This window comes from Umezakia ovalisporum Ak1311, assembly GCF_029891685.1.
Classification (GTDB): Bacteria; Cyanobacteriota; Cyanobacteriia; order Cyanobacteriales; family Nostocaceae; genus Umezakia; species Umezakia ovalisporum.
In genome coordinates this window covers 1-23,544 of the sequence record NZ_JANQDJ010000018.1, presented here as the reverse complement: position 1 = coordinate 23,544, position 23,544 = coordinate 1, and the positions used below count along the sequence as shown (strand labels likewise).

General features: G+C 40.8%; 17 protein-coding genes. 11 read left to right on the top strand and 6 right to left on the bottom strand.

Going from position 1 to position 23,544, the window contains the following annotated elements; genetic code table 11:
- The first annotated feature begins 586 nt into the window (after nt 1–586).
- Nucleotides 587–3,130 (top strand): peptidoglycan DD-metalloendopeptidase family protein, encoded by a 2,544-nt coding sequence (locus tag NWP25_RS02855; RefSeq protein ID WP_280698850.1) that lies wholly within the window; start codon nt 587–589, stop codon nt 3,128–3,130.
- 93 nt (nt 3,131–3,223) lie between these two features.
- Here NWP25_RS02855 and NWP25_RS02850 read toward each other — a convergent pair whose 3' ends face one another.
- Nucleotides 3,224–3,655 (bottom strand): DUF2358 domain-containing protein, encoded by a 432-nt coding sequence (locus NWP25_RS02850; RefSeq protein WP_280650753.1) that lies wholly within the window; start codon nt 3,653–3,655, stop codon nt 3,224–3,226.
- Between the two features lie 82 nt (nt 3,656–3,737).
- On the opposite strand from NWP25_RS02850, the gene NWP25_RS02845 reads away from it, so the two are divergent.
- The 3 genes from NWP25_RS02845 to NWP25_RS02835 all read left to right on the top strand — a co-directional run bounded on the left by NWP25_RS02845 (nt 3,738) and on the right by NWP25_RS02835 (nt 6,518).
- The gene (locus NWP25_RS02845) at nt 3,738–4,601 is read left to right on the top strand and encodes an alpha/beta fold hydrolase (RefSeq protein WP_280656968.1); all 864 of its coding nucleotides are present in this window, start codon (nt 3,738–3,740) and stop codon (nt 4,599–4,601) included.
- 289 nt (nt 4,602–4,890) lie between these two features.
- A complete protein-coding gene (locus tag NWP25_RS02840; RefSeq protein ID WP_280650150.1) occupies nt 4,891–5,349 on the top strand; it encodes a pentapeptide repeat-containing protein in 459 nt (152 codons plus the stop codon).
- 731 nt (nt 5,350–6,080) lie between these two features.
- A complete protein-coding gene (locus NWP25_RS02835) occupies nt 6,081–6,518 on the top strand; it encodes a CAAD domain-containing protein (RefSeq protein ID WP_280650151.1) in 438 nt (145 codons plus the stop codon).
- A 161-nt stretch (nt 6,519–6,679) separates the two neighbouring features.
- Here NWP25_RS02835 and NWP25_RS02830 read toward each other — a convergent pair whose 3' ends face one another.
- Nucleotides 6,680–7,966 (bottom strand): homoserine dehydrogenase, encoded by a 1,287-nt coding sequence (locus NWP25_RS02830; protein ID WP_280650152.1) that lies wholly within the window; start codon nt 7,964–7,966, stop codon nt 6,680–6,682.
- A gap of 442 nt (nt 7,967–8,408) precedes the next feature.
- Entirely contained in the window at nt 8,409–9,752 is a 1,344-nt protein-coding gene (gene petH, locus NWP25_RS02825) for a ferredoxin--NADP reductase (RefSeq protein WP_280650164.1), read from the bottom strand.
- A gap of 1,256 nt (nt 9,753–11,008) precedes the next feature.
- Here petH and NWP25_RS02820 point away from each other — a divergent pair.
- The 4 genes from NWP25_RS02820 (at nt 11,009) to pcrA (ending at nt 18,312) form a co-directional block, all read left to right on the top strand.
- Nucleotides 11,009–12,013: a phosphoribulokinase gene (locus NWP25_RS02820; RefSeq protein WP_280650153.1), complete on the top strand. Its 1,005-nt coding sequence runs from the start codon at nt 11,009–11,011 to the stop codon at nt 12,011–12,013.
- Between the two features lie 356 nt (nt 12,014–12,369).
- Complete coding sequence (gene metK / locus NWP25_RS02815) at nt 12,370–13,632, top strand: methionine adenosyltransferase (protein WP_280650154.1); 1,263 nt, start codon at nt 12,370–12,372, stop codon at nt 13,630–13,632.
- Nucleotides 13,633–14,075: 443 nt separating this feature from the next.
- The gene (locus NWP25_RS02810; RefSeq protein WP_280650155.1) at nt 14,076–15,803 is read left to right on the top strand and encodes a sensor histidine kinase; all 1,728 of its coding nucleotides are present in this window, start codon (nt 14,076–14,078) and stop codon (nt 15,801–15,803) included.
- A gap of 184 nt (nt 15,804–15,987) precedes the next feature.
- Entirely contained in the window at nt 15,988–18,312 is a 2,325-nt protein-coding gene (pcrA, locus tag NWP25_RS02805; RefSeq protein ID WP_280650156.1) for a DNA helicase PcrA, read from the top strand.
- Nucleotides 18,313–18,408: 96 nt separating this feature from the next.
- On the opposite strand, the gene NWP25_RS02800 is transcribed toward pcrA, so the two are convergent.
- Nucleotides 18,409–19,332, bottom strand: coding sequence for a metallophosphoesterase (locus NWP25_RS02800; RefSeq protein WP_280650157.1), 924 nt, complete (start codon nt 19,330–19,332; stop codon nt 18,409–18,411).
- 231 nt (nt 19,333–19,563) lie between these two features.
- On the opposite strand from NWP25_RS02800, the gene NWP25_RS02795 reads away from it, so the two are divergent.
- The 3 genes from NWP25_RS02795 (at nt 19,564) to NWP25_RS02785 (ending at nt 21,910) form a co-directional block, all read left to right on the top strand.
- A complete protein-coding gene (locus NWP25_RS02795; protein WP_280698848.1) occupies nt 19,564–20,412 on the top strand; it encodes a hypothetical protein in 849 nt (282 codons plus the stop codon).
- 35 nt (nt 20,413–20,447) lie between these two features.
- Nucleotides 20,448–20,840, top strand: coding sequence for a DUF4112 domain-containing protein (locus NWP25_RS02790; protein ID WP_280650159.1), 393 nt, complete (start codon nt 20,448–20,450; stop codon nt 20,838–20,840).
- A 134-nt stretch (nt 20,841–20,974) separates the two neighbouring features.
- On the top strand, nt 20,975–21,910 hold the full coding sequence (locus tag NWP25_RS02785) for an alpha/beta fold hydrolase (RefSeq protein ID WP_280650160.1): 936 nt from the start codon (nt 20,975–20,977) through the stop codon (nt 21,908–21,910).
- Between the two features lie 214 nt (nt 21,911–22,124).
- On the opposite strand, the gene NWP25_RS02780 is transcribed toward NWP25_RS02785, so the two are convergent.
- On the bottom strand, nt 22,125–22,799 hold the full coding sequence (locus NWP25_RS02780; protein WP_280650161.1) for a WD40 repeat domain-containing protein: 675 nt from the start codon (nt 22,797–22,799) through the stop codon (nt 22,125–22,127).
- A gap of 15 nt (nt 22,800–22,814) precedes the next feature.
- On the bottom strand, nt 22,815–23,138 hold the full coding sequence (locus NWP25_RS02775; protein WP_280650162.1) for a WD40 repeat domain-containing protein: 324 nt from the start codon (nt 23,136–23,138) through the stop codon (nt 22,815–22,817).
- Nucleotides 23,139–23,544: the final 406 nt, after the last annotated feature.

Here is a 23,544-nt window from a genome sequence, read left to right as displayed (position 1 = left end):
ATACGGAATTTGCATGATAGATTTTGCTGAATTAAAGCCCTTGTGACGAGGGGAAGAAAAAGGGGTGAAACCTTTTGTAGTTATGTATTTGAGTTATTTTTGTTGAATAAGTAATTTCCATGAGGACAAAAGTATTTATAAGTTTGTACGGTTGATTTTTAGCGATGAATCAACCTAAAGTTTGGTTTTAAAAAGGCGGATCGAGTAGAAAAACCTTGAAGATATCTACAACAAAGAGCATAGCTTTGCCAAAAATCGAAACCACTGTGTTGGCAACACCCACAATGGGCTTTGTGAATATATAATTGTTCATCAGTCCAAGCAAGGGTTACACCAATGGTGAAGACAACTGTCAAAAGCAAACGTTCTATGGTGTGTAGGAGTCGAGTGGACAAGTCAGCACAGCAATTTTGAAATTTTGCTAACAAGTGTGAACTTGTCTAAATCAGAGAAGCAAGTTAATCTTGCTTAAGTATCTCTGGTGAAAATGATCTTGATCTATCACTCGATGTGATCTAAATCATTGACTAGTATCCGACTGAAAAATCGAGATCAGTTAAGCGCTAGTGATCATAGGAGGTCGTCTTTGAAACGAGCATTGAAAAAAAGAGAAAAGGCTGTGCTGAAAAATACCCCCAGCAATGATGATGCACCAGTGGAACACCTAGAAAACCTAGGTATTGTAGTTAATCCCAAGGCTAACTGCCGGGTGCGTACACAAGCTGCCATGATTGGTTTGGCTATCTCCATGGGAACAACCAGCCTTTTGGTGACTCGACAAAGCGATCAAGCCCAAGCAGCAGATCCCGCAGGTAGCCGAAAGCCAGCCTCAACAATTCCTGCTGCTTCTGACACCACAGTGAAATTTGCTCCCATGCTGAAGACTCAAACAGTTTTATCAGCAAGTATGACAGAAAATCCTGTCATCACCGAACCAACAGCAATTTCACAGTTACCCGGGCTTGAAGCTAAATGGCAAGTTGCGGCGAGTGGAATATCTGTACAAGTTCCTGTTCCCAGACTACAACCCGACACCACAACAGCTAACAAAAGTTCCTTAAATTCACAAGCCCCAGTATCACAGGGATTGTCAACAGGAATCCAGGCAAATGAGACAGTAGGAAAACTGTCCAGTGGTGATAGGTTTACTAACGAAACTGACAAAGCAACTGCACACCTAACAGGCGAACAACAACCACAGGCTGGGCAAAACACCGAAGCCAGTGGTAAAATCAGTGCTCAACTGAAGGCCCAGCAGCAATTTGCACTAAGTCGCTTACAAGAAAAATCGAACCGTTTAAGAAATAGTCTGGCGGAGTTGCGGTCTGAGGAGACCCCAATTTTATCAAAAACTGACATAGCTTCTACACAGCCGAAAACAATTCCAAAAGCCGGAGAAATCAGCCCCGATAAAACTCTTGTAGAAAATTCCTCAATTATCAACAATTACAACCAAGAAAGTTTATTATCGGGTTTAAAACAACAACAAACAAATGATTCCAACCCAGAAGCTCTAACAATACCAGTACCATCCGCACCCACAGTTGTGGGGCTATTGGGTAATACAACTTACGAAGTTAAACCCGGAGACACACTAGCCGCCATCGCTCTGAGATACAATATTTCCCTTTCGGAACTGGTTAAGGCAAATCGTCTGAGCAATCCAAATCAACTGAAAATTAGCCAAAGACTAATTATTCCCCTTACTCCACTGGACCGTTCTAGAGCGATTCAAGTCCCAGTATTAGTTAACCCCAATGGTGTCTATTCTAGTACAATACCCCAGGCAAGTAATCCACCTGTTGCCTCATCACAGTTACCAGTCCCTGGGAATAACAACAATGTGAGCATCCCCACCCCAGTAACTAATACTGGAACAGCTACAGACACCGAATCTACCAGTCTCAATCCTCAGGGACAAGGCGGTGATACACCTGTACCAAAAATCTTCGCCGAAATGCAGCAGTCTCAAAAATCTGCTCAACAAGGGGCAACCACAAAAGATGATCATCAAGGTCTCCAGGCTTTACGTGCAGACATCCGGAGATTACAGGACAAACACCGCAACCAGCAACCTCGTAATGGCGTTGTACCAGTAGCTACAGAACCTGAGCAAGTTAACCCCCCAGTTACTGTTGCTCAAACAACCAGCCTACAAACGGAAATAAAGAGATTGCAGGAGAAATACCGCAACCAGCAATCCGGGAATGCCTTTGCGCCATTAACCACAGAACCCAGCAAAGCTGCTGTGCCAACGCCCATTGCTAAAATGAGTAGCCCAGAAGCGGAAATCCAAAGATTACGCGAGCAATATCGGCAACAAAAGTTTGGCAATGTAATTAGGCCAGTCCCTAATGAATCTGAGCAAGCTCCCATAGCGATACCTGTTACTCAACAAAATCCTACCACGCCTTCTCAATCTGCTGCAGGACGAAAGAATACGTCAATTCCCATTGCTGTTCCCAGGCTCAAGCTACCTGACTATGGCAGTCAATCCGCTAGTTCCCAAAGCCGTACTCGTCGTAACAACGAGCCAATCAATCCAGAATTTTTCACTAACATCAATCGCCCTGGCAACAAAACAACAACATTTTCCAATGATGCCGATATCTCGGATAATTTAGGGAACTTGCGGGGGACTAAGGTTGCTCCACAATTACAACAACAATTACCGCCCTTGGCAGCAGTAGACCAATACTTGCCCAAACCAATTGATCCAACTATACCTCCCCCTTCAACCGCCTCAACAACCTACATATGGCCTGCAAAAGGTGTACTCACCTCTGGCTATGGTAGACGCTGGGGAAGAATGCACAGGGGTATTGACATTGCTAACGCTACTGGTACGCCTATTTACGCCGTCGCTGATGGTGTGGTGGAAAAATCCGGTTGGAACAGAGGTGGTTATGGCATCCTCGTGGATATTCGCCATGCCGATGGCACTCTCACTCGCTATGCTCACAATAGCCGGACTTTGGTGCGAGCAGGTCAATACGTGACCCAAGGGCAACAAATTGCACATATGGGTAGCACTGGTTTCAGCACTGGTCCACACACTCACTTTGAAGTCCACCCAGGAGGCAGGGGAGCAACGGATCCTATTGCCTTCTTACCAAAGGAACGTTTGTAATTCTTGACCTAAGTTGAACTAAATAACTATCTGATTTATTGAGGGAGCCAAACTCCCTCTTTTGCTTTCTATCCAAGGGAATGGCTATATCCCTCATTCAAATATTTCTGACTTTTGCCAAAACTGTTTTAAAATCTCCCCTGGGTGACGATCCCAAGTATCGATATGCTCGTATATCAAATTGTTTGGCTTAAGTTTATATGTCGAATAGCCATTGAAAAATAAACGTGCTTTCCAGGGGACGCGCAAAATTCCCCGAACTGTCCATTGAGCTAAAATAGTATGTTTTGCTGGCTGGGATACTTCATGCAAGTCAAAGTAAATTTCCCTAAAAAATAGCCACGCGTGAAATCGCAATGTCCAAAATATAATGCGATAGTTGAATTTCCATTTAAATTTATTTACAGGGTCTTGAAAGTAGATATCCTGGGTATAAATATCATAGGAAATATCTTTTTCAAACAGTGTTGGTAGATCCTCTTTCAGGGTCTGAATGACTTGTTCAATCTGTAATTGAGATTCCACGCGTCTTATCCTTCACAAAAGCTTTTTGAACACAAAACTATCCTTTAACATATACACTTCTTACCCGTGACAATACAAAATTATGTCTGTAGTAGAAAATTCTTGGAAACATGAATATATTATGACCAACAACCTACAACTGCATTACACCACCCAAGGATCAGGCCCATTAATGCTAATGTTACATGGGTTTCCTGAGTTTTGGTATTCTTGGCGGCATCAAATCCCAGAATTTGCCAAATATTTTCAAGTCGTCGCCATTGATTTACGTGGCTACAATGATAGCGATAAACCCAAAGACCAATCAGCTTATGTCATGGATGAATTTGTCAAAGATGTAGAGGGGGTAATTCATGGATTAGGATACCACCAGTGTATTTTAGTTGGACATGATTGGGGTGCTGCCATCGCTTGGTCTTTTGCCTATGCTCACCCCGAAATGGTGCAGCGATTAGTTATCCTCAACCTACCTCATCCTGCCAAATTTGCCCAAGGCTTACGCACCTATCAGCAGTTGCTACGCAGCTGGTATGTATTTTTATTTCAGCTACCTTGGCTACCAGAATTACTCATTCGGTTCTCAGATTATGAAGCAATTGAAAAGCTTATTCAAGGGACAGCATTTAATAAAAGCGCTTTCACTCCCACAGATCTTAATGCTTATAAAAATGCTGCTGCAAAACCTGGTGCTGTTACAGCTATGTTGAACTACTATCGTCAGGTTTTTAAACATTCATTCATCCATAAAAATTGGGGCATTTTGCCTGTCCCTACATTGATGATTTGGGGCGAAAACGATACTGCACTCGGTAAGGAACTCACCTACGACACCTCAACCTATGTCAATGACTTCAAAATTAAGTATATTAGCGATTGTGGACATTGGGTACAACAAGAAAAGCCTGATTTGGTTAATCAGTATATGCGCGAATTTTTAGTGCTTTAGAATACGGAAATTTTTCATGTATGATGATTTTCACTATTAAAAAGACACAGATAAATCTCATATGTTCCACTATGTAAAGTGGCACAAGTCCTTCAAATTATTTAACATTATTTAAATGGCAAATTTGCACAAATTTTAACGTCGGCAATAGCCCCAAAACCTTAGCAAATAATACTTCTGGTGTCACAATGAATTTGTGTTGACCAATAACAAATTTTACCAATTTAGTGAGATAATAAAATAGTGAGGAAAAGAACGGATGTAGTTTAATGACGAAGGGGAAAACAATATGAAACTCCACCTACTCGCATTTCTAGCCTTGGCAACTCCCCTAATTTTCACTAGCACAGTTAAAGCTGGTAATTCCCAGGACTTACAAAGGCTACATTTGACCAGAGAATGTGTCCAGTGCGATTTATCAGGAGTGAACCTCACAGGTGCTCATTTAATTGGTGCTGATTTACGAGGGGCAAATCTCTCTGGAGCTAACCTGGAAGGAGTTAACTTGGAAGGTGCAGACTTAACTAATGCTAATTTGAAAGGCGCAAACTTAACTTCAGCTTTGCTTACTAACGTTAATTTCAAACAAGCCAATCTCAATGGAGCAAATCTGACTCGCGCTCAAATTTACGACTCTAATGTGTATGGAGCATCAATGGATCACATGGTCATCACTGATGCACAAATCTATCACACTGGAATTGGTATTGGTGGAGATGCAGCACATATGTTCTCTGATTGGGAGTAGTATGGCATTGCAGCACCACAAGTAATCAGAAATTTCAATGTCAGTCCTGTGGGACTTAAAATCCTAGACAATGCTTGCTGAATTTTACTGACCGGGGCTGGTAATACCCATTGGCAAGCATTATCTCTTAATCTGCCCCGGTAAAAATATTTAACTTAACGAAATAAAATAGTCATAGTAAACAGTATATTGAGATACTTGAAAACTTTTATCGGAGATTAAGATTAATCATCGATGAGTTAATAAATAAAGAGAGCTTAAGATAGCTTTAATATCCCATTAAATCGACCTTTAAACTTGTATAAATGTGAGGTAGTCTGGTTTAGACACAATTTCTGCTTGAATGAGTAGGATTGTCAAAACTTCGTTCTCAAGATAGGGGGCTATGGCGGCAGCGCAAGCTAGGCCAAGATTCTTTACCTTTAGATAGCTGACCTGACATGCTATGGGATAATTACAACCTGAGGATTCCAGTTGATTCACAAAATCCAGAACTCATAAGGCTCATTTTTAGATCCATAATGGCCTTCTGATTTCTATCCTCATACTGACTGTCTACCTTGTAGTTGATGCAGTAGAGGTGATGAGGCAATTATGGTTATAGGACATTAAAACCTTTTGTGGATCAAACCCAGTTCTAATGATGCCGTCGTGCATTGCCTAATCAACAGCCTTTTGGTTGTCGTTGTCCGGCTTAGATGAACTCAACCGTTAAATTTATAGGAGTGAAAATGCAAGAACCGGAATTTGCAGAAACCAAATCTCAAGAGGTAGCAGTGCCAGATATCAACAACCAAACAGGAACCATTACCAAACTCCAGCGCCCTGTACAGTCTCAAGAACAATGGCAAAAATACGGTGAACAAGTTTCTGTTTTTTTAGCAACACTGCCTGAATACCTGGGTAGCTTTTTTAATCAATATAAGCAGCCCATACTTAGCCTGGGTTTAATTGTCACAGCAATTGTTTCGGTTAAGGTAATCTTGGCAGTATTAGACTCTTTGAATGATATTCCTTTAGTAGCACCGACCTTTGAATTAATTGGTATTGGCTACTCTGTTTGGTTTGTTTACCGCTATTTACTCAAAGCTTCCACCAGGAAAGAGCTAACTAGTGAAATCACTACTCTTAAATCGCAAGTTGTCGGTAAAAATATTCCAGAAGCTTAACTAATTTTTGCGGAAAGTCCCCCATTCACCCCCAGCGGTTCTGGGGGATGGAAACTAAATCTGGCAACGGGCATAATCCAGGAATTGGTGACTAGCGGGCGAAATGCCCGCTCCACAAAAAATTTGCCATCTTTGCTTGGCAACTCTTCCCTTGTCTCTGGTTACAGCACACGCAGTAAACTGGGAATGCTATCTATGTCCTCTAAGTTTTTAATTTCTGCCAGAGCTTTCCGAAAATCTCCCTCTCTAACATCGTGGGTGACTACAACAATTTCTGCTAGTCCTCCCTGAAAACCTGTTTGAACTACTGACTCTAAGCTAACCCCATAGTTGCCAAAACAAGTACCCAATTTACCAATAACACCGGGTTGGTCTTTGGTTAGAAACCGGGCATAAAATCGCGTCACTAATTCGGTGATTGGGGCAATTTGACAATAATCTTGGTGTGCACAAGTAAATAGGGGATTTGGGTTAGCCGTACTGGTTTTGAGGACAGCAACTAAATTCAAGATATCTGAGGTGACAGCACTAGCTGTTGCACCCGCACCTGCACCGGGTCCAAAAAACATTACCTGCCCTATGGGTTCTCCTTCTACAAGAATGGCATTATATACACCGTTAATGCTAGCTAACGGATGTGGTTTCGGTACCAAGGTGGGGTGAACTCTGACGGAAAGATCAGATGAGTCTGTGTATTTTTTTGCGATCGCTAATAATTTAATCACAAATCCCAATTTTTCAGCATAGGTAATATCTGTCTTGCTGACCTGCCGAATTCCTTCACAATAGACATCTTCTAGGTTAATGCGTCCACCAAAGCCTAATGATGCCAAGATAGCAATTTTATCTGCTGCGTCTAAACCCTCCACGTCAGATGTAGGGTCAGCTTCTGCATAACCTAATCTTTGGGCATCAGCTAAGACATCACTGAAGTTACTACCTTCCGTTTGCATCCTGGTGAGTATGTAGTTAGTTGTACCATTAATGATGCCAGTAACAGTATTAATACGGTTAACACTTAAGGACTGCTTCAGAGGTTGAATCACCGGGATGCCGCCACCCACAGCAGCTTCTAACATGACATACACCCCGGCTTGGTTGGCAGTTGTAAAAATTTCTGCCCCAAAACGGGCGATGACCGCTTTATTAGCGGTGACAACGTGTTTACCATGATTTAAAGCTTTGAGAATCAGCGATCGCGCTGGTTCCAGTCCACCCATCAGCTCAACCACTATATCCACTGCTGGATCGTTGACAATGGCTGCTAAATCTGTTGTTAATACCTGTGCAGGTAATTCTACATTACGGATTTTGTCAAGTGATCGTACTCCCACGCGATATATTTCTATTTCCTGCAATAACGGGTTACGTCCCACCATATCTTGCAACAATTGGACTGTACCTGTGCCGACAGTGCCTAAACCTAATATTCCTAGTTTCACTCCCACAAATTTTGCACCCTAATTTCTGAGTGCTGAGTCCTGAGTGCTGAGTGCTTCCTTCTTTATACTCATTAGCCTGCTAATCACGGCTTTGTTGGTATAGCTACAGGAATTAATTCCTGTAGGTGAATCAAACACTTAGAACTCTGTTCTCAGCTGTTCATAAAGATGATTTAATTGTCAAGGTGTGGCTACGCCACGCAAGCTATCAGATTGCCGTTAGGCAGCATAGGGTTTTATAAAGTTTAATTACCCTGACTTTTACAACTATCCTAGCATTATTATCGGATCGGACGAGATGTGCAAAATTGGCAGTGCCATCTCGTTGTGAATTTCATGACCAGAGGTGAAGAGAAGGTCAAAAAAATTATAGGGCGAGTTGTTCACTCACCCTAATGTTTATACTTTGTTAATCACTTCAGTTAAACAACTAAAACTATGGAATAACTTAGTAAGTTTCTACGTGCCAGCGATGAGCTTTTTTGAGTTCCTTCTGGTAGTCGCTCCACACTATTCCTTCCTTAGCTGCAGCAGCAGACAAAGCTTCATCAATGCCACCTTCCATACCACGCAAACCGCAGATGTAAGTGTGAGTTTTTTCGTCTTTAATCAACCCCCACAGTTCATCCGCATGTTCTGCTACACGGTCTTGGATATACATTCTGCCTCCTTGGGGATTTTTCTGTTCCCGACTGATGGCACAGGTGAGGCGGAAGTTATCAGGATACTTTTGCTGTATTTCTTCCAGTTCTTCCTTATATAAGATGTTCGGAGTTGTGGGCACACCAAATATCAGCCAAGAGAATCCCTTAAACTGATAATCTGGGTTAGTGGCTCTTTCTGCATCCTTAAACATCCGCCACAGGTAAGCCCGCATGGGAGCAATACCTGTTCCAGTTGCCATCATAATGATGTTCGCTTCTGGATCTTCGGGCAGCAACATTTCCTTACCCACTGGGCCAGTGATTTTCACATCTGCACCAGGTTCCAGTTGAGTGAGGTAAGTAGAACAAACACCGTAGACTGTTTCCCCTGTTTCTGGGTGTTTGTACTCTAGCTGACGGACGCACAGCGATATTGTTTTATCGTCCACATCATCGCCATGACGGGTAGAAGCAATTGAATACAGTCTCAGTTTTTCAGGCTTGCCGTTCTTATCTAAACCCGGCGGAATAATGCCGATACTTTGACCTTCTACGTATTTCAGATCACTGCCAGATAGGTCGAACTTGAGGTGCTGAACAATACCAATACCGTCTTGTTTAACTAATGGTTCATTAGATATACACTTACCAACAAATGGAGCATTAGGACGGTAAATATTAACAGGAACTTCAGCGTCTTTTTTGGCTTTCGCTTGAGTCATGGTGTTGCCTTTTTTGTCCTTCTTTCTAAGCTGTTCTTCAGCTGGTGGTTTAGCAAAGCCTTTGACTTCACTATGAGCATCTGCAGGTGTAGCTTTACCATTTCCATCACTGTTAGCAGCAGTTTCAGATGTAACTAAAGACTCCTTGTTGTTTTCAGCACTCTTATACGAGGCTGTACCATTAAGTTGTTCTAGAGCACTTACAGATTGGATACTAACAATTTTGCCGCCTAGGCGAGTGATCCGTCGCATTTCTTGATTCATGCGGTTGTAAGGTACTCTGATGAACACACTGCCACTTTTACGAATTGGGTAGTTAGTTTTATCAGTTTCTTCGTTCTGGCGCAGACCCACCACTTCGTAAACGAAGACGCGGCTACCTAATTCATTGTTGGCAGCACCCCCAACAGCACCTTGATTGTACATTCGTTCTAACACTCCGATTTTTACTTAACCGTTTCTCAAAAAAATTCTTTCCTTTTGCCAGTTTTAGTGTACCGAATTTTCTGATACCAAAGACTGATGCTCCAGGAAAGTGGCATCACAAGGCGATGCCGTGCTTGGCTCACTCACCAAAGACGTGCAAGGATAGCAAAAAAGACACCTGTTTACCTTCTAAGGTAAAGGATAAGTCTTTGGCAAAATGTTAATATTGAGTCAATTTAATCTTTTTTTCGTGAATTACTACTCCTATCAGGGAGACAGTTTCCACCCACCCAACGGGCAAGATTCCATGACTTATAGCTTGGCAGTTTCCGTTTATGGGACTCTTAATATATAGACCTACCCTTCGGTAACACTTCTTAAAAGTCTTACATCTCTGCCTGAAAACAACAGGGTTGGGACTTATGGTCATAACCAAGAAACACCTACAATAAGTTTCACTTGATGTGAAACATCTGTCAACCTCTATCTAAATACTTCCAGATAACTCCTGGTAAATTTTGTTGTACTGGGAGATTGATTCCAACCCATCATAAAACCCACCAAAGAGAGACATGTGTGACCCAGGGACCGCAATTTTGTCTGAAGGTATGCTTGGTCAGTTTTTAACAATCTTTCTAAGGTACACATTCAATTGATCACTAAATCCTCAAACAGTAGATTCTTTGTGAAAGCAAATCTTGTTATGGAATACCGCCTTCTGTTAAAATCAAATACACCACTAGGATTAAATACTTACCAACTAGCAAGGAATTAAGTATAAGTCGGATGAGAGATGACCATAACTTGGTTGTCTGCCCATTTAGATGTTCCATAGCCTTGCTGAATAGCAAAAACACAGGATCAACTAACGGGGTAAACTCCTGGTTTATAAATACTCTGTTTCAGAAACCCCACGGCTTGAAAAAGTCCTCATCTGAACAGCAATTTAGTCTCAAGTGCCAAGTTCCCTGCTCTAAAAGCAAACGATTCAAAAGGTTCACAGGGGTTAAACCACTATCGTTGGGAAATTACTAACCCTAATCATTAGTTAGACTAACATTACTGGAGTAGCAATGTGATTTTCGGCACACATGTAAATGGCTAAGTACTACTCCTCTGCTTATCCAACTTTGCAAGGAAAACGGTGAAAAAACTCACCCGCACCTTACCCTCATTTCTAAACCCACGAGCTTCCCCAATGCGGAGGTTTTGGTGAAAAAATATTGATTGACACATTTAGTATTTAGAGGAAATTTATGACAACTAAGCCGGAACGCGTGGTATTGATTGGAGTAGCGGGGGACTCTGGATGCGGTAAATCTACCTTTTTGCGTCGTTTAATAGATTTATTTGGTGAACAATTCATGACAGTCATCTGCTTAGATGACTATCATTCTCTAGATCGCAAACAGCGCAAAGAAACTGGGATAACTGCACTTGACCCTAGGGCTAACAATTTTGACCTCATGTACGAGCAAATCAAAGCCCTTAAGGAAGGTCAAGCAATTAATAAGCCGATTTATAACCACGAAACCGGTACCATTGATCCACCAGAACGCGTGGAGCCAAATCACATCATAGTTGTGGAAGGTTTGCACCCTTTATATGATGAACGTGTGCGATCACTACTGGATTTTAGTGTCTATTTCGACATTAGTGATGAAGTGAAAATTGCCTGGAAAATCCAGCGAGATATGGCTGAAAGGGGACATCGCTATGAAGATGTTTTAGCTCAAATCAATTCTCGTAAACCAGATTTTGAAAAATTCATCGAGCCGCAAAGAGAATTTGCTGATGTCGTTCTTCAGGTACTTCCCACCAACCTGATTAAAAACGATACAGAACGCAAAGTGCTAAGGGTACGCATGCTTCAACGTGAAGACAAGGAAGACTTTGAGCCAACTTACCTATTTGATGAAGGCTCAACAATTCACTGGACTCCCTGCGGACGCAAACTAACTTGTTCATACCCTGGTATGCAATTGTACTATGGATCTGATGTTTACTACGGCCGCTACGTATCAGTCCTGGAAGTAGACGGTCAATTTGACAACTTGGATGAAGTTATTTACATAGAAACTCATCTGAGCAACACATCCACCAAATATAAAGGTGAGATGACTCACTTGTTACTTCAACATCGTGAGTATCCAGGTTCCAACAATGGAACTGGGTTGTTCCAAGTGCTAACAGGTTTGAAAATGCGCGCTACCTATGAACGGCTGACAGCAAAAGAAGCGCAAATAGCAGTTCAAGTTTAAGTAAGCATCACTTGCGTTACGATTTTGGGGGGTACTTCTCGGTTTCCCCCTTTTTTTATGTTCAAATAAACACTTCAGCGTTACGAAAGGTAAACGAGACTAAAATTCATAGGAATAGCAAAATAGAAATGACGACTCTCTCCCATAGGAGATAATGGACGAAGAAAAGTTAACTTTATTTACCCCCGCCTACTTATCAGTAATTAAATCTTATTCTATTGTCTAAGTTTGAAAAAATAAATCAAATAGTAACTACTGAGTGCGTAAATCTTGTTATGATTTCATACATTACTTGCTGAACTAAATAAATAACCAAAATTTACTCAGCAGAAATCTTTGCAAAGGAGGAATTCTCTTTGTCTAAACGCTATTTATTTACCTCCGAATCAGTTACCGAAGGTCACCCAGATAAGATTTGCGATCAGATTTCTGATACAATTTTAGACAGTTTACTCACTGAGGATCCTAACAGTCGTGTAGCTGCTGAGGTAGTAGTTAATACTGGTTTGGTACTTATTACTGGCGAAATAACCAGTAAAGCTAATGTCAATTATGTCAACATTGCCCGGCAAAAAATAGCCGAAATAGGCTACATAGACGCGGTTAATGGTTTTTCTGCAGGAAGCGCGAGTGTTCTCATAGCTTTAGATGAACAATCACCCGATATAGCCCAAGGTGTTAATACCGCCCAAGAAACACGTCAGCAGAATAGTGATGAAGCATTCGATGCTGTGGGCGCAGGTGACCAAGGTATAATGTTTGGTTTTGCTTGCAACGAAACACCAGAATTGATGCCCTTACCCATCAGTCTTGCTCATCGCCTAGCTCGCCGCTTGGCAGTAGTTCGCAAAACAGGTAAATTGCCATACCTGCGACCTGACGGCAAAACACAAGTAACTGTGGCCTACGAAGACGGATATCCGGTAAGTATTGATACTATTCTGATTTCCACTCAGCACACAGAAAGAATTGGCGAAATCACTGATGAGGCAGCAATACAAGCCCAAATTAAACAAGACCTCTGGTCAACAGTAGTTGAACCAATTTTCAGTGACATTGACATTAAGCCGAGTGAAGAAACACGTTTCTTGGTCAACCCCACTGGCAAGTTTGTCATTGGTGGACCTCAAGGAGATTCTGGTCTGACAGGACGGAAAATTATTGTTGATACTTACGGTGGCTATTCCCGACATGGCGGCGGCGCTTTTTCTGGCAAAGACCCCACGAAGGTAGACCGTTCTGCTGCTTATGCTGCCCGCTATGTAGCTAAAAATATTGTGGCTGCTGGGTTGGCTCAAAAGTGTGAAGTACAGCTAAGTTATGCCATTGGTGTAGCACGACCAGTGAGCATTTTTCTAGACACTTTTGGCACTGGCAAAGTAGATGATCAAATTTTGCTGGAATTAGTCCTAGAGCAATTTGAACTACGTCCAGCAGGGATTATTCATGCTTTCAATTTACGTAACTTACCAAGTGAACGAGGCGGACGTTTTTATCAGGACATCGCAGCTTACGGACACTTTGGGCGGAATGATTTAGATCTGCCCTGGGAACGTACTGATAAAGCTGAATTGTTGAAGCAACTAGTAACAGAGTCGCTTTCAGCAGCGATAGCTTAGGAAAAGTTAAGTAGAAGGGGCAAGGTAAGAAACGATAGTGATCTTCTTGCCCCTGAATCTGTGTTCTACTGTCTAGTCAAAACCGTCAAAAAAGTGAAAAACTATGGGAGAATAAAGCCTATGTGTTGATTTCTGAGGCTTAGAGTAAGATAGAGTAGTATATCCTCGGTGGGCGGACTATTGTCGCAATTAACTGAGTGCTAGGACATTAAGTGGTAACTAAGTTTGACTACTCAGAGGTTATTTCACTTATATTGAGTGTTTTTGTAAACATTTTTATCAAAAGCAATCAAATACTAATATATTCATGAAAATTATCTAGTCAGCAACTCTTTGAGCTTTCTCTCAGAAAAGATGGTGTTCAATGCTAATTATCAATGAATGTGATCGTACAAACAAAACTGATGCGGTCATATTTATGGGAGGTTAAGGAGGTTTGAGGGATGCCAACTCAAAAACCGATTCCTGTTGACAGCAGTTCAGAAACCAAAAAAGTGGCAGCAGACGAAGAGCCTTCAAAAAATGAACTCCCGACTATAGAATTTCCTTCCCGTGGGAAACTCAAAGCTACCTCTTGGCGCATACATCAAAAAATTGGCTATGGTTATTTTGTCGCTATTGGAATTGGCTTTTTCGGGTCACTTACTGGGTTAGTAATTGCCAATTACTACCGAGGCAGAGAAATCAGGCAATTTAATCAAGCCCAAGAGCAAAGACAACTACTGACAAATTATAAAGATGCAGTATTAGAAGCGCAATTATATAGCTCTAATTTAGTTGCAGTATTAGAAAATTCACAACGATTACCAAATAAAAAAAAGAAATTTTTTCAGAGTATTACCACAGCTAAAAGTTTACAGCAAGACATTAGCAAATATATAGACAAAAAGCCTGGTAGATTAGCTGCAAAAAGTGCTAACTTACAAGCTTTATTGCAGGATTATACCGTTAGTCTAAAATTATACGTTGACGAGATAGAGACTGTTTTAGAGAAAATTAACCCTCAGCAACTACAGCCACAAGAAACTGCCCTGGTACGAGAGCAATTACTAAAAATTATGCGTGGTGAAACAGCCATGCAACTCGATCAACTCTCCCAAAGATTAAGCAATATCCTCAAAATTGCCGAACATCAAGAAAAAGAAAAGGAAAAAGATCTAGAGCAAGCCAAAAAGGTTGAGAGATTGATTGTCATCATGAGTATGCTGGTATCAGTGGCCATAGCTGCCATTGTCGCTTGGCGTACCAGCCGCGCCATCGCTGAACCGGTCATCACTGTAACTCAGGTGGCTGAACAAGTAGCGAGAAAATCTAATTTTGATTTACGCGCCCCTGTTACCACTGAAGATGAAATTGGTTTATTAGCTAAATCTCTGAATCGATTAATTGAACGTGTATCTGAGCGCACAAAAGAACTAGAGCAAGCTAAAGAATTAGCAGAAGCTGCTAGTAAAGCCAAAAGCATATTTTTAGCCAACGTTAGCCACGAATTACGCACTCCATTAAATGCTGTTATTGGTTTAAGTCAACTGCTACAAGACGATGCTACGGATTTAGATTTATCAGTAGACTTTATCACAGACTTAGAAACAATTAACTCTGCTGGTAGGCACCTGCTGGAACTGATTAATGATATTCTCGACTTATCAAAAATTGAAGCGGGAAAAATGACTCTTTACCCAGAGACATTTGAGATTGCAATGCTGATCAATAATGTTGTTCTCACAGTCAAATCCGCTATAGACAAAAATAATAATGTCCTAGAAGTATATTGTGATCAGCAACTAGGCACAATGTACGCAGATCAAACTCGAATGCGGCAAGTGTTATTAAACTTACTCAGCAATGCAGCTAAGTTTACCACCAATGGCAAGATAACCTTAACAGTCAAGAAAGAAAAAACAAACTCACTAGAAAATGCCCCTTTTGGGGTGATAACTTTCAGCGTGACTGATACGGGTATTGGGATGTCACATAGTCAGCAGCAACAATTATTTAAACCTTTTACACAGGGCGATACATCAACCACAAAAAGATATGGTGGTACTGGACTAGGTTTGGCAATTAGCCGCCACTTTTGCCAAATGATGGGTGGTGAAGTTTTTGTCAAAAGTCAGCCCGGGCTGGGATCTACTTTCACTGTTCACCTGCCAGTGACTATGCAAGATTAGTAGCCCGTGGGTAGAATTATATCGGCGCACATTGACATTGACGGAATTTAAATATGCTCTAGCCACCACGGTGCGGGTATGACCCCCTAACCACTAAGTGGTGTGAACTACAAAAAAACTTCCCGTGTCGTGTTTCCTCCGTGACCTCAAGGTACACGCTTTCCAGACTCCCGGAGACTTGTAGATGACAGCAACTATTGACTTTCTCAGCCATCTTAACCCCAGCCAACGTCAAGCCGTTGAACATTACTGCGGCCCATTGTTAGTTGTTGCTGGCGCAGGTTCTGGTAAAACACGAGCGCTCACTTATCGTATTGCTAACCTGATTCTCAAATACCGTGTTAATCCAGAAAATATCCTGGCGGTTACCTTCACGAACAAAGCCGCACGGGAGATGAAGGAACGTATTCAAAAGCTATTTGCTGAAGATTTGGCAATGAAACAACATGGCCAAAAATTTGATTTGTTGACAGAATACGAACAAGTGCAATTGCAATCGCAAGTGTATAAAAATATAGTCAAGCACTTGTGGTGTGGCACTTTTCACAGTTTATTTTCTCGCATTCTCCGTTTTGATATCGACAAATACCAAGACGAAAAAGCCAGAGGTTGGACTCGCAATTTCTCGATTTTTGATGAATCCGATGTACAAGGTCTGATAAAAGAAATTGTTACTAAACAGCTAAAGTTAGACGATAAAAAGTTTGACCCTCGTTCTGTACGCTACGCTATCAGTAACGCTAAAAACCAAGGTTTTTCCCCAGCAGAGTTCGAGTGCGAACAGCCTAACTATCGGGGCAGGGTGATAGCGGACGTTTATAATTGTTATCAAGCTAAATTAGCAGAAAATAACGCCCTCGACTTTGATGATTTAATCTTAGTACCTACAAGATTGTTTCAGCAAAACGAACAGGTATTAAGCTACTGGCATCGCAAGTTTGCCCATATCCTTGTAGATGAATATCAAGACACTAACCGTACTCAGTATGATTTGATTCGCTTGTTGGTAACTAATGGCGAAGAAAGCAAGAGTGCCTGGGAATGGCAAAATCGCTCAGTGTTTGTGGTGGGTGATGCAGATCAATCTATTTATAGTTTCAGAATGGCTGACTTCACCATATTATTGGAATTTCAGCAAGACTTTGGCGATGGTTTAGCTGATGACGATACCCGCTCAATGGTAAAACTGGAGGAAAATTACCGCTCCCGTGAAAATATTCTACAAGCCGCTAATGAACTAATTGAAAATAATACTCAACGCATTGATAAAGTCCTCAAACCTACCCGGGGAACCGGTGATCTGATTTATTGTCACAAAGCAGATAATGAAATTGAAGAAGCTGAGTTTGTTATTGGTCAAATTAGCTGTTTAGAACAACAAAATCCTGAGTTAAACTGGGGTAGTTTTGCCATCCTTTATCGTACTAACGCCCAATCACGACCTTTTGAAGAATTTTTAGTCAGGAATCAAATTCCTTACACAGTAGTGGGAGGAATGAAGTTTTATGATCGCAAAGAAATTAAAGATGTTTTAGCTTATCTCAGAGTGATCGCCAACTCTGCGGATACAGTCAGTTTACTGCGGGTCATCAATACTCCCCGCCGTGGTATTGGTAAAGCCACCATTGAAAACTTAGCTAACGCCTCCCAGGAATTAGGAATAACCCTGTGGGAAATTCTGAGTGATGAAACATCAGTTAATACATTAGCTGGACGGTGTTCTAAAGCTGTGAATAACTTTGCTAAAATGATTACCAACTGCAAAGAAAAAGCAGCAACGGTTTCAGTGTCTCAACTTTTGCAAGAACTCCTGGATGAGTCTGGTTATATTCAAGACTTGCACAGTCAAGGCACAGATGAAGCTAAAGATAGAATTGAAAATGTCCAGGAACTTTACAACGCTGTACTTCAATTTCAAGAAGAAAGTGAGGATGTTTCCCTAACGGCCTTCTTGCAAGGTAGCGCCCTTAACTCTGATTTAGATAATTTAAAAGAAGGGCAAAAAGCAGTATCGTTAATGACTTTGCACTCTTCTAAGGGTCTAGAGTTTCCGGTGGTGTTTTTAGTAGGTTTGGAACAGGGCCTATTTCCCAATTACCGTTCCATCAACGACCCCGCAGCTTTAGAAGAAGAACGCCGCCTGTGTTATGTCGGCATTACTCGCGCTCAAGAATTGTTATATTTATCACACGCTCGTGAACGCCGCTTATATGGTTCTCGGGAACCGGCTATGCGATCGCAGTTTTTCAACGAATTACCAGAAGAATTATTAACCACAGGAAATCAGCGCCGTCAAACCCATAGCAAAACTGTTGCTAAAACTAGGACTAAGCCCCATACACCGCAAAATTGGCAAGTAGGCGATCGCGTCTTACATAAAGCCTTTGGCATTGGTGAAATTACCCACGTTTTTGACAATGGAAACAAATTGTCTGTAGCAATTAAATTTCCCAGTTTAGGGCGGAAGATTATTGACCCCAACATAACCCAATTGCAGAGGGTGGACTAATGGAGATGGCAATGGGTTTTCAACCTATTTTCTTATAAAGACAAAAGCTATTACAGGTTTCTAGACTAGTAGAATTTGGTAGGTTTTGTCAAACGGTCATATTATTAAGGCGTAAGTTCTATTAATCACACCCCGATCAAAAATACGTTTATCAGTACCCATAGCACTGACCTCAATTCTGTCTGGATAGACATCATAGCTAGCAAAAGCCAAGGTTTCAGCAGAATGTTCCGTCCACTGAGAACTACCTACAGGACGAACACCTGCACCACTACCAGTAGTTAGATAAGTTGTGCCATCAATGGCACGAGTACGCTCATAATGGTGGTCATGACCATTAATGTAAAGTTGCACATGGTATTTTTTAAATAGAGGCGTGAAGCGTTTAATTAATGTTTGATTAACCCCATAGTGACCCGACGAGTAAAATGGATTATGCCCAAATACTACTTTCCAAGGTGCATCACTGCGGCTTAATTCTTGCTCTAACCAAACTACTTGATTTTCCCAATCGGCATTACGGTTAGTGTCTAAGGCAAAAAATTGCACAGCATCACGGCGAAATGTGTAATAACGTCCCTTCATATTAAAACCGGGATATTTGATTTGTGGGTCACCGTTTTGGGTGCGAATATCGTGATTACCTAAACAAGCATGAAATTTTACACCTTGAGTTAATAGTTCTTCGTAAGGACGCTCAAAAACTACACCGATTTTTTCAATTTCGCCATCATTATAAATGTTGTCTCCAGCTAAAATTACTAAATTATAAGGATTGTGCCCGTGATAATAATTCATCGCCCTAGCCACAGCATATTGACCTTGAGCGCCAGTCCCCGTATCTGCAACAGAGGTAAAACGCAATAGCAAGTCCTTTTTAGGTGGGGTGGCAGCTATGACTGCTGAATCTGCAATATTAGCAGTTTGGCGATTTTGATCAGCTAGCTTCCAGCCCAGAAGTCCTGTGCCAATGGTGCCAAGACCACCTACAAATAAGAATTGACGACGTTTTAGGTTCATAAACTTACCAAACTCAATATCTAGTCAGTTTAGCTGAAGAATCCATAAACTCAGAAGTGCTGAGTCCAAATCCTATGTAGGTTGTTGATTATCTCTTTTTTCTCCTCAGCACAGGCTAACTATCCGTTCAGCTAACAGCACTTTTTTGGTGATACATTAAAAGAAAAATAAGTAAAAGCGCTAAGAATGCCAGTTATTTGTCTTTGAATTGCTGCTTTGATTAAAAGTTCCATGTCACAAGACAATCAAAATTCACAACCTTCTTCGTCCCCCGTACCCAAACCAAATCAGCCACAGTTACCTGATGAACAAGTCAATGAATCCCGCCAACTACCGACTTGGAAACTTAAAATCATCCAAATTCTCAGAGGGACGATGAGAATTTTAGACACGGTAGTAGTGCAACTTGAGACTTCACCGCCACCAGTTACTGAAGGAACACTTACTTTTTGGCAACATCTCGAAAGACAATGGAATAGATTTTTAAGACAAGTCCGGTTATTTTTACCATCAAATGTATCTAACAACTTATCTGACATAGTTTTAACGGGAATTTTAGCCGTAATTATTCTGGCGATAGTTTGGTCAACTGCAACTATTTTCACGGAAAAACCTACTGAGATAGCTACAGTTACCCCAGTTGAGGAAGTTTCACCACCAACACCTAAAATAACTATTGCACCAGAGTTAACAACCCCAGAACCAATTCCAGAACCAACTCCCATTTTAAAATTGACACCAGAAGAAGCATTAATTGCAGCTATTGAAAATCAAGTAGCCGAAATTAGCGATCGCTTTGCTTCTGGTTTAATAGGGTCAATACAAGCTAACTTCCGCACCAGTAATTTAACTCTCAAAATTAATGATGATTGGTACACTTTGCCAGAATCCGAACAAAAGCAACTAGCTACAGAAATATTACAACGGGCTCGAGAACTGGATTTTACTCATCTAGAAATTGTTGACTCCCAAGACAGGCTGATAGCGCGTAATCCAGTTGTTGGTAATGAGATGATTATTTTTCAATTTATATTTCAAAATCTTACCATAAATCCAAAGTTCAAGCTGTATTTAGTTTAATTTCACTCTTTAACCTGAAATAAGCGGTCGCCTTTATGCCTGATTTCTATTCAAAGGTTTATGATCTAGATTCTCACCATCAAGCACTCAGATTGAAACGTCTGCGTCAGATGAGTCGCATCCTGGATAAATTTTTCACTGTTCCTGGAACACCAATTCACATTGGTTTAGATCCCCTTGTGGGATTTATACCAGTTGGTGGCGATGTTTTGGGAATGATCCTTGCTAGCTACATCGTCTTAGAAGCAGCCCGGTCGGGTATGCCTAAAATTACTTTGATCAGAATGGTCTTGAACGTGGTCATTGATGGCTTAATAGGCACTATCCCAGTCATCGGAGACTTATTTGATTGCGCTTGGACAGCTAATAAGTATAATATAGAACTATTAGAACAACATTTCCAGTTAGCATCGAGAACAAAACCATAAACTTCAAAGTCAATTGCTACTCAAGTAATATTACTCATAAAAAACGTCAAAAAAGCTACATGATAAATTTGCCATTGTCTTAATAGCATTCTCGTGATAATAATTAAAATGCTTTAAACGAAATGAATCACAGAATGAAGGATTGGTGGCAGGCTACGTTTCCTCAGGGAAGGCAAAGTCTAATTATTACTGATGCACATGGATATCCTGTACAAATTGCTTATGGTGAAATAGGGACGGGTAAGCCCTTAGTTTTCTTACATGGTATGGGTAGCTGGAGTTACAATTGGCGGCACAGTATCGCTCCGTTATCTAAATATTTTCGGGTAATTTGCTTTGATGCCAAAGGGTATGGTTTTTCGGAAAAACCTGGGTTGCGTAGGGAAAAAAGTGGGCACCAAGTTATTGAGCTAGAACGAGTTCTTGAGGTATTATGTAATGAACCTGCTGTAATTGTCGCAGAATCTTTGGGGGGTTTAGTAGCCCTAGCCTTAGCTGAACACAATCCCCAATTGATAGCGCGTTTAATAGTTATAAATGTTCCTATTTTTACTGAACGTCTACCCCATTGGGCTATGTGGATACTGGCTAAAACTCCATTAGCAGTATTACAAACTATTGATGCTTGGCGTCTAGCACATTTATTTGCACCTTTGGTCAGAGAAATTATGGCGATAGAAAGGCGCGGGGTGCTGTTCGATCCATCAATTTTGACAGAGGAAGATGTGTATTGGATAACTTATCCATTTATTGAACTTCCGGGGACTATTGTCAAAGTCGCTGAAGAGTTACAAATAGCAGCACAGGAAATAGAGAATTGGCAACTCAATAAACCCAATATCCTCAGTAATATTCAAAATAATTTAGATACTATTAAATGTCCCACACTTATTATGTGGGGAGATAAAGATAGTTGGTTCCCCTTAAGTCAGGGAGAAAAGTTACATCAACGCATTCCTTCATCCCAGTTAAAAATTCTAGATAACTGCTGTCATGATGCTTCAAGTGGCTCTTCTCAGATGGTCAATGCAGCTATTCTTGAATTTTTGCAGGAAAGTAAGGCGTTATAAATATTTATTAAATAAATCCCCAAATATACCCATCAATTATTGTACACGGGGTATGTGAAATCATCAGATTAAGCTAAAAAACAAGGGTTCATGAAATTACCTCAAAAAAATATATAATTTCCCACATCTGCAAAAAATGTCAAACAAAGCAGTATGTTGAAGTAGTTCGTAAAATGGAGGTAAAACCAGATAATGACTTCAATGCTACCATAAACTATTGTGCAAAAATATGCCAAACCTTAACAGTTTCATCATAACTACCACTAGCTAGAGTGTATTTAAACCCCTCCGGGGAGGTTGTAAGAAGGGGACTAAAAGCTACAGACGAAACAGCCTTGTTATGACCCTTGAGATCATCAATTAACTCTCCTGTCTGTGTATTCCACAACTTAATTCTTCGGTCATAACTACCGCTAGCTAAAATTTTTCCCTTGGGACTGAAAGCTACAGAATAAATTACTCTATCATGGCCTTTGATGACATAGTGCAACTGCCCATTCGTCAAATTCCATAATTTAATCCTCCGGTCAGAACTACCACTGGCTAGAGTCTGTCCATCGGGACTAAAAGCTATAGACCAAATCGGTTGGTTATGAGCGGCTAAAGCTGTTCTTAATTTACCCGTACTTATGTCCCACAGCATGATTCTGCCATCTTGATCACCGCTAGCAAGAGTCTGACCATGGGGGCTAATAGCTACGGTTCTCACTGGTTGTGATAGACTGAAAGCCTGTAATAGTTCACCAGTCTCAACATTCCATAATTTCACCTTTTTGTCCCAACCACCACTAGCAACGGTTTTACCATCGGGGCTAAATGTCACTTGTTTGACATCATCGGAATGTCCAGATAAAGTGCGGATAAGTTTACCTGTTTTTAAATCCCACAACTTGACTTGATGATCTCAACTACCACTAGCTAAAGTTTGGCCATCGGGGCTAATTGCAACGGATGCTACAGAGTTGCCATGTCCCTGGAGTCTATGAATCAACTTACCAGTGTTAAAATTCCAAACCTTGATACTTTTATTATAATTTCCAGTCACAAGTGTTTGTCCATCAGGACTAATTGCAACTGAATAAACCCACACAGACTGAGTATTAAAGGTGCGTGTTTCTTCATTGTCTATAAATGATTTATTTGTGGAATTATTTAAGAATAATGGGATACTACTAACTCCGAGAAGTGTGGAAAATATAGCAACTACTAAGCCTACTTTTGTTGTCATGTTAATTTGTATTTTTTTATAAAAATTTAATAACTATTAGTGGTAAATAATCGGCATAAATATGAAATTAATTAAACATTGGTTAGCTTGATTTTTGTTGTGTATTTTGGTGAGCTTTTCTCACTTGCCGTTCTAGCCAGTGTCTTCGTAAAAATAAAATGATCATGGTTGCCATTCCTATAACTACCCAAAAGGTCAAAAAATTCCAATTCCCATACATTTTTTCACACAAGTGTTGAATGTTAAGAAAGAGGTGATAAAAATTGCCCAAAATATGGTAAATTCTGGGCGAAGGATTAAAAAAAATAATTGATAATGATTATAAATTCATTTCCCAAGATTGTCAAAGACATCCTCAGACCGTTGCCAAAAAATGATTATCCAGTTTTGAACAGCCGTCTTTATG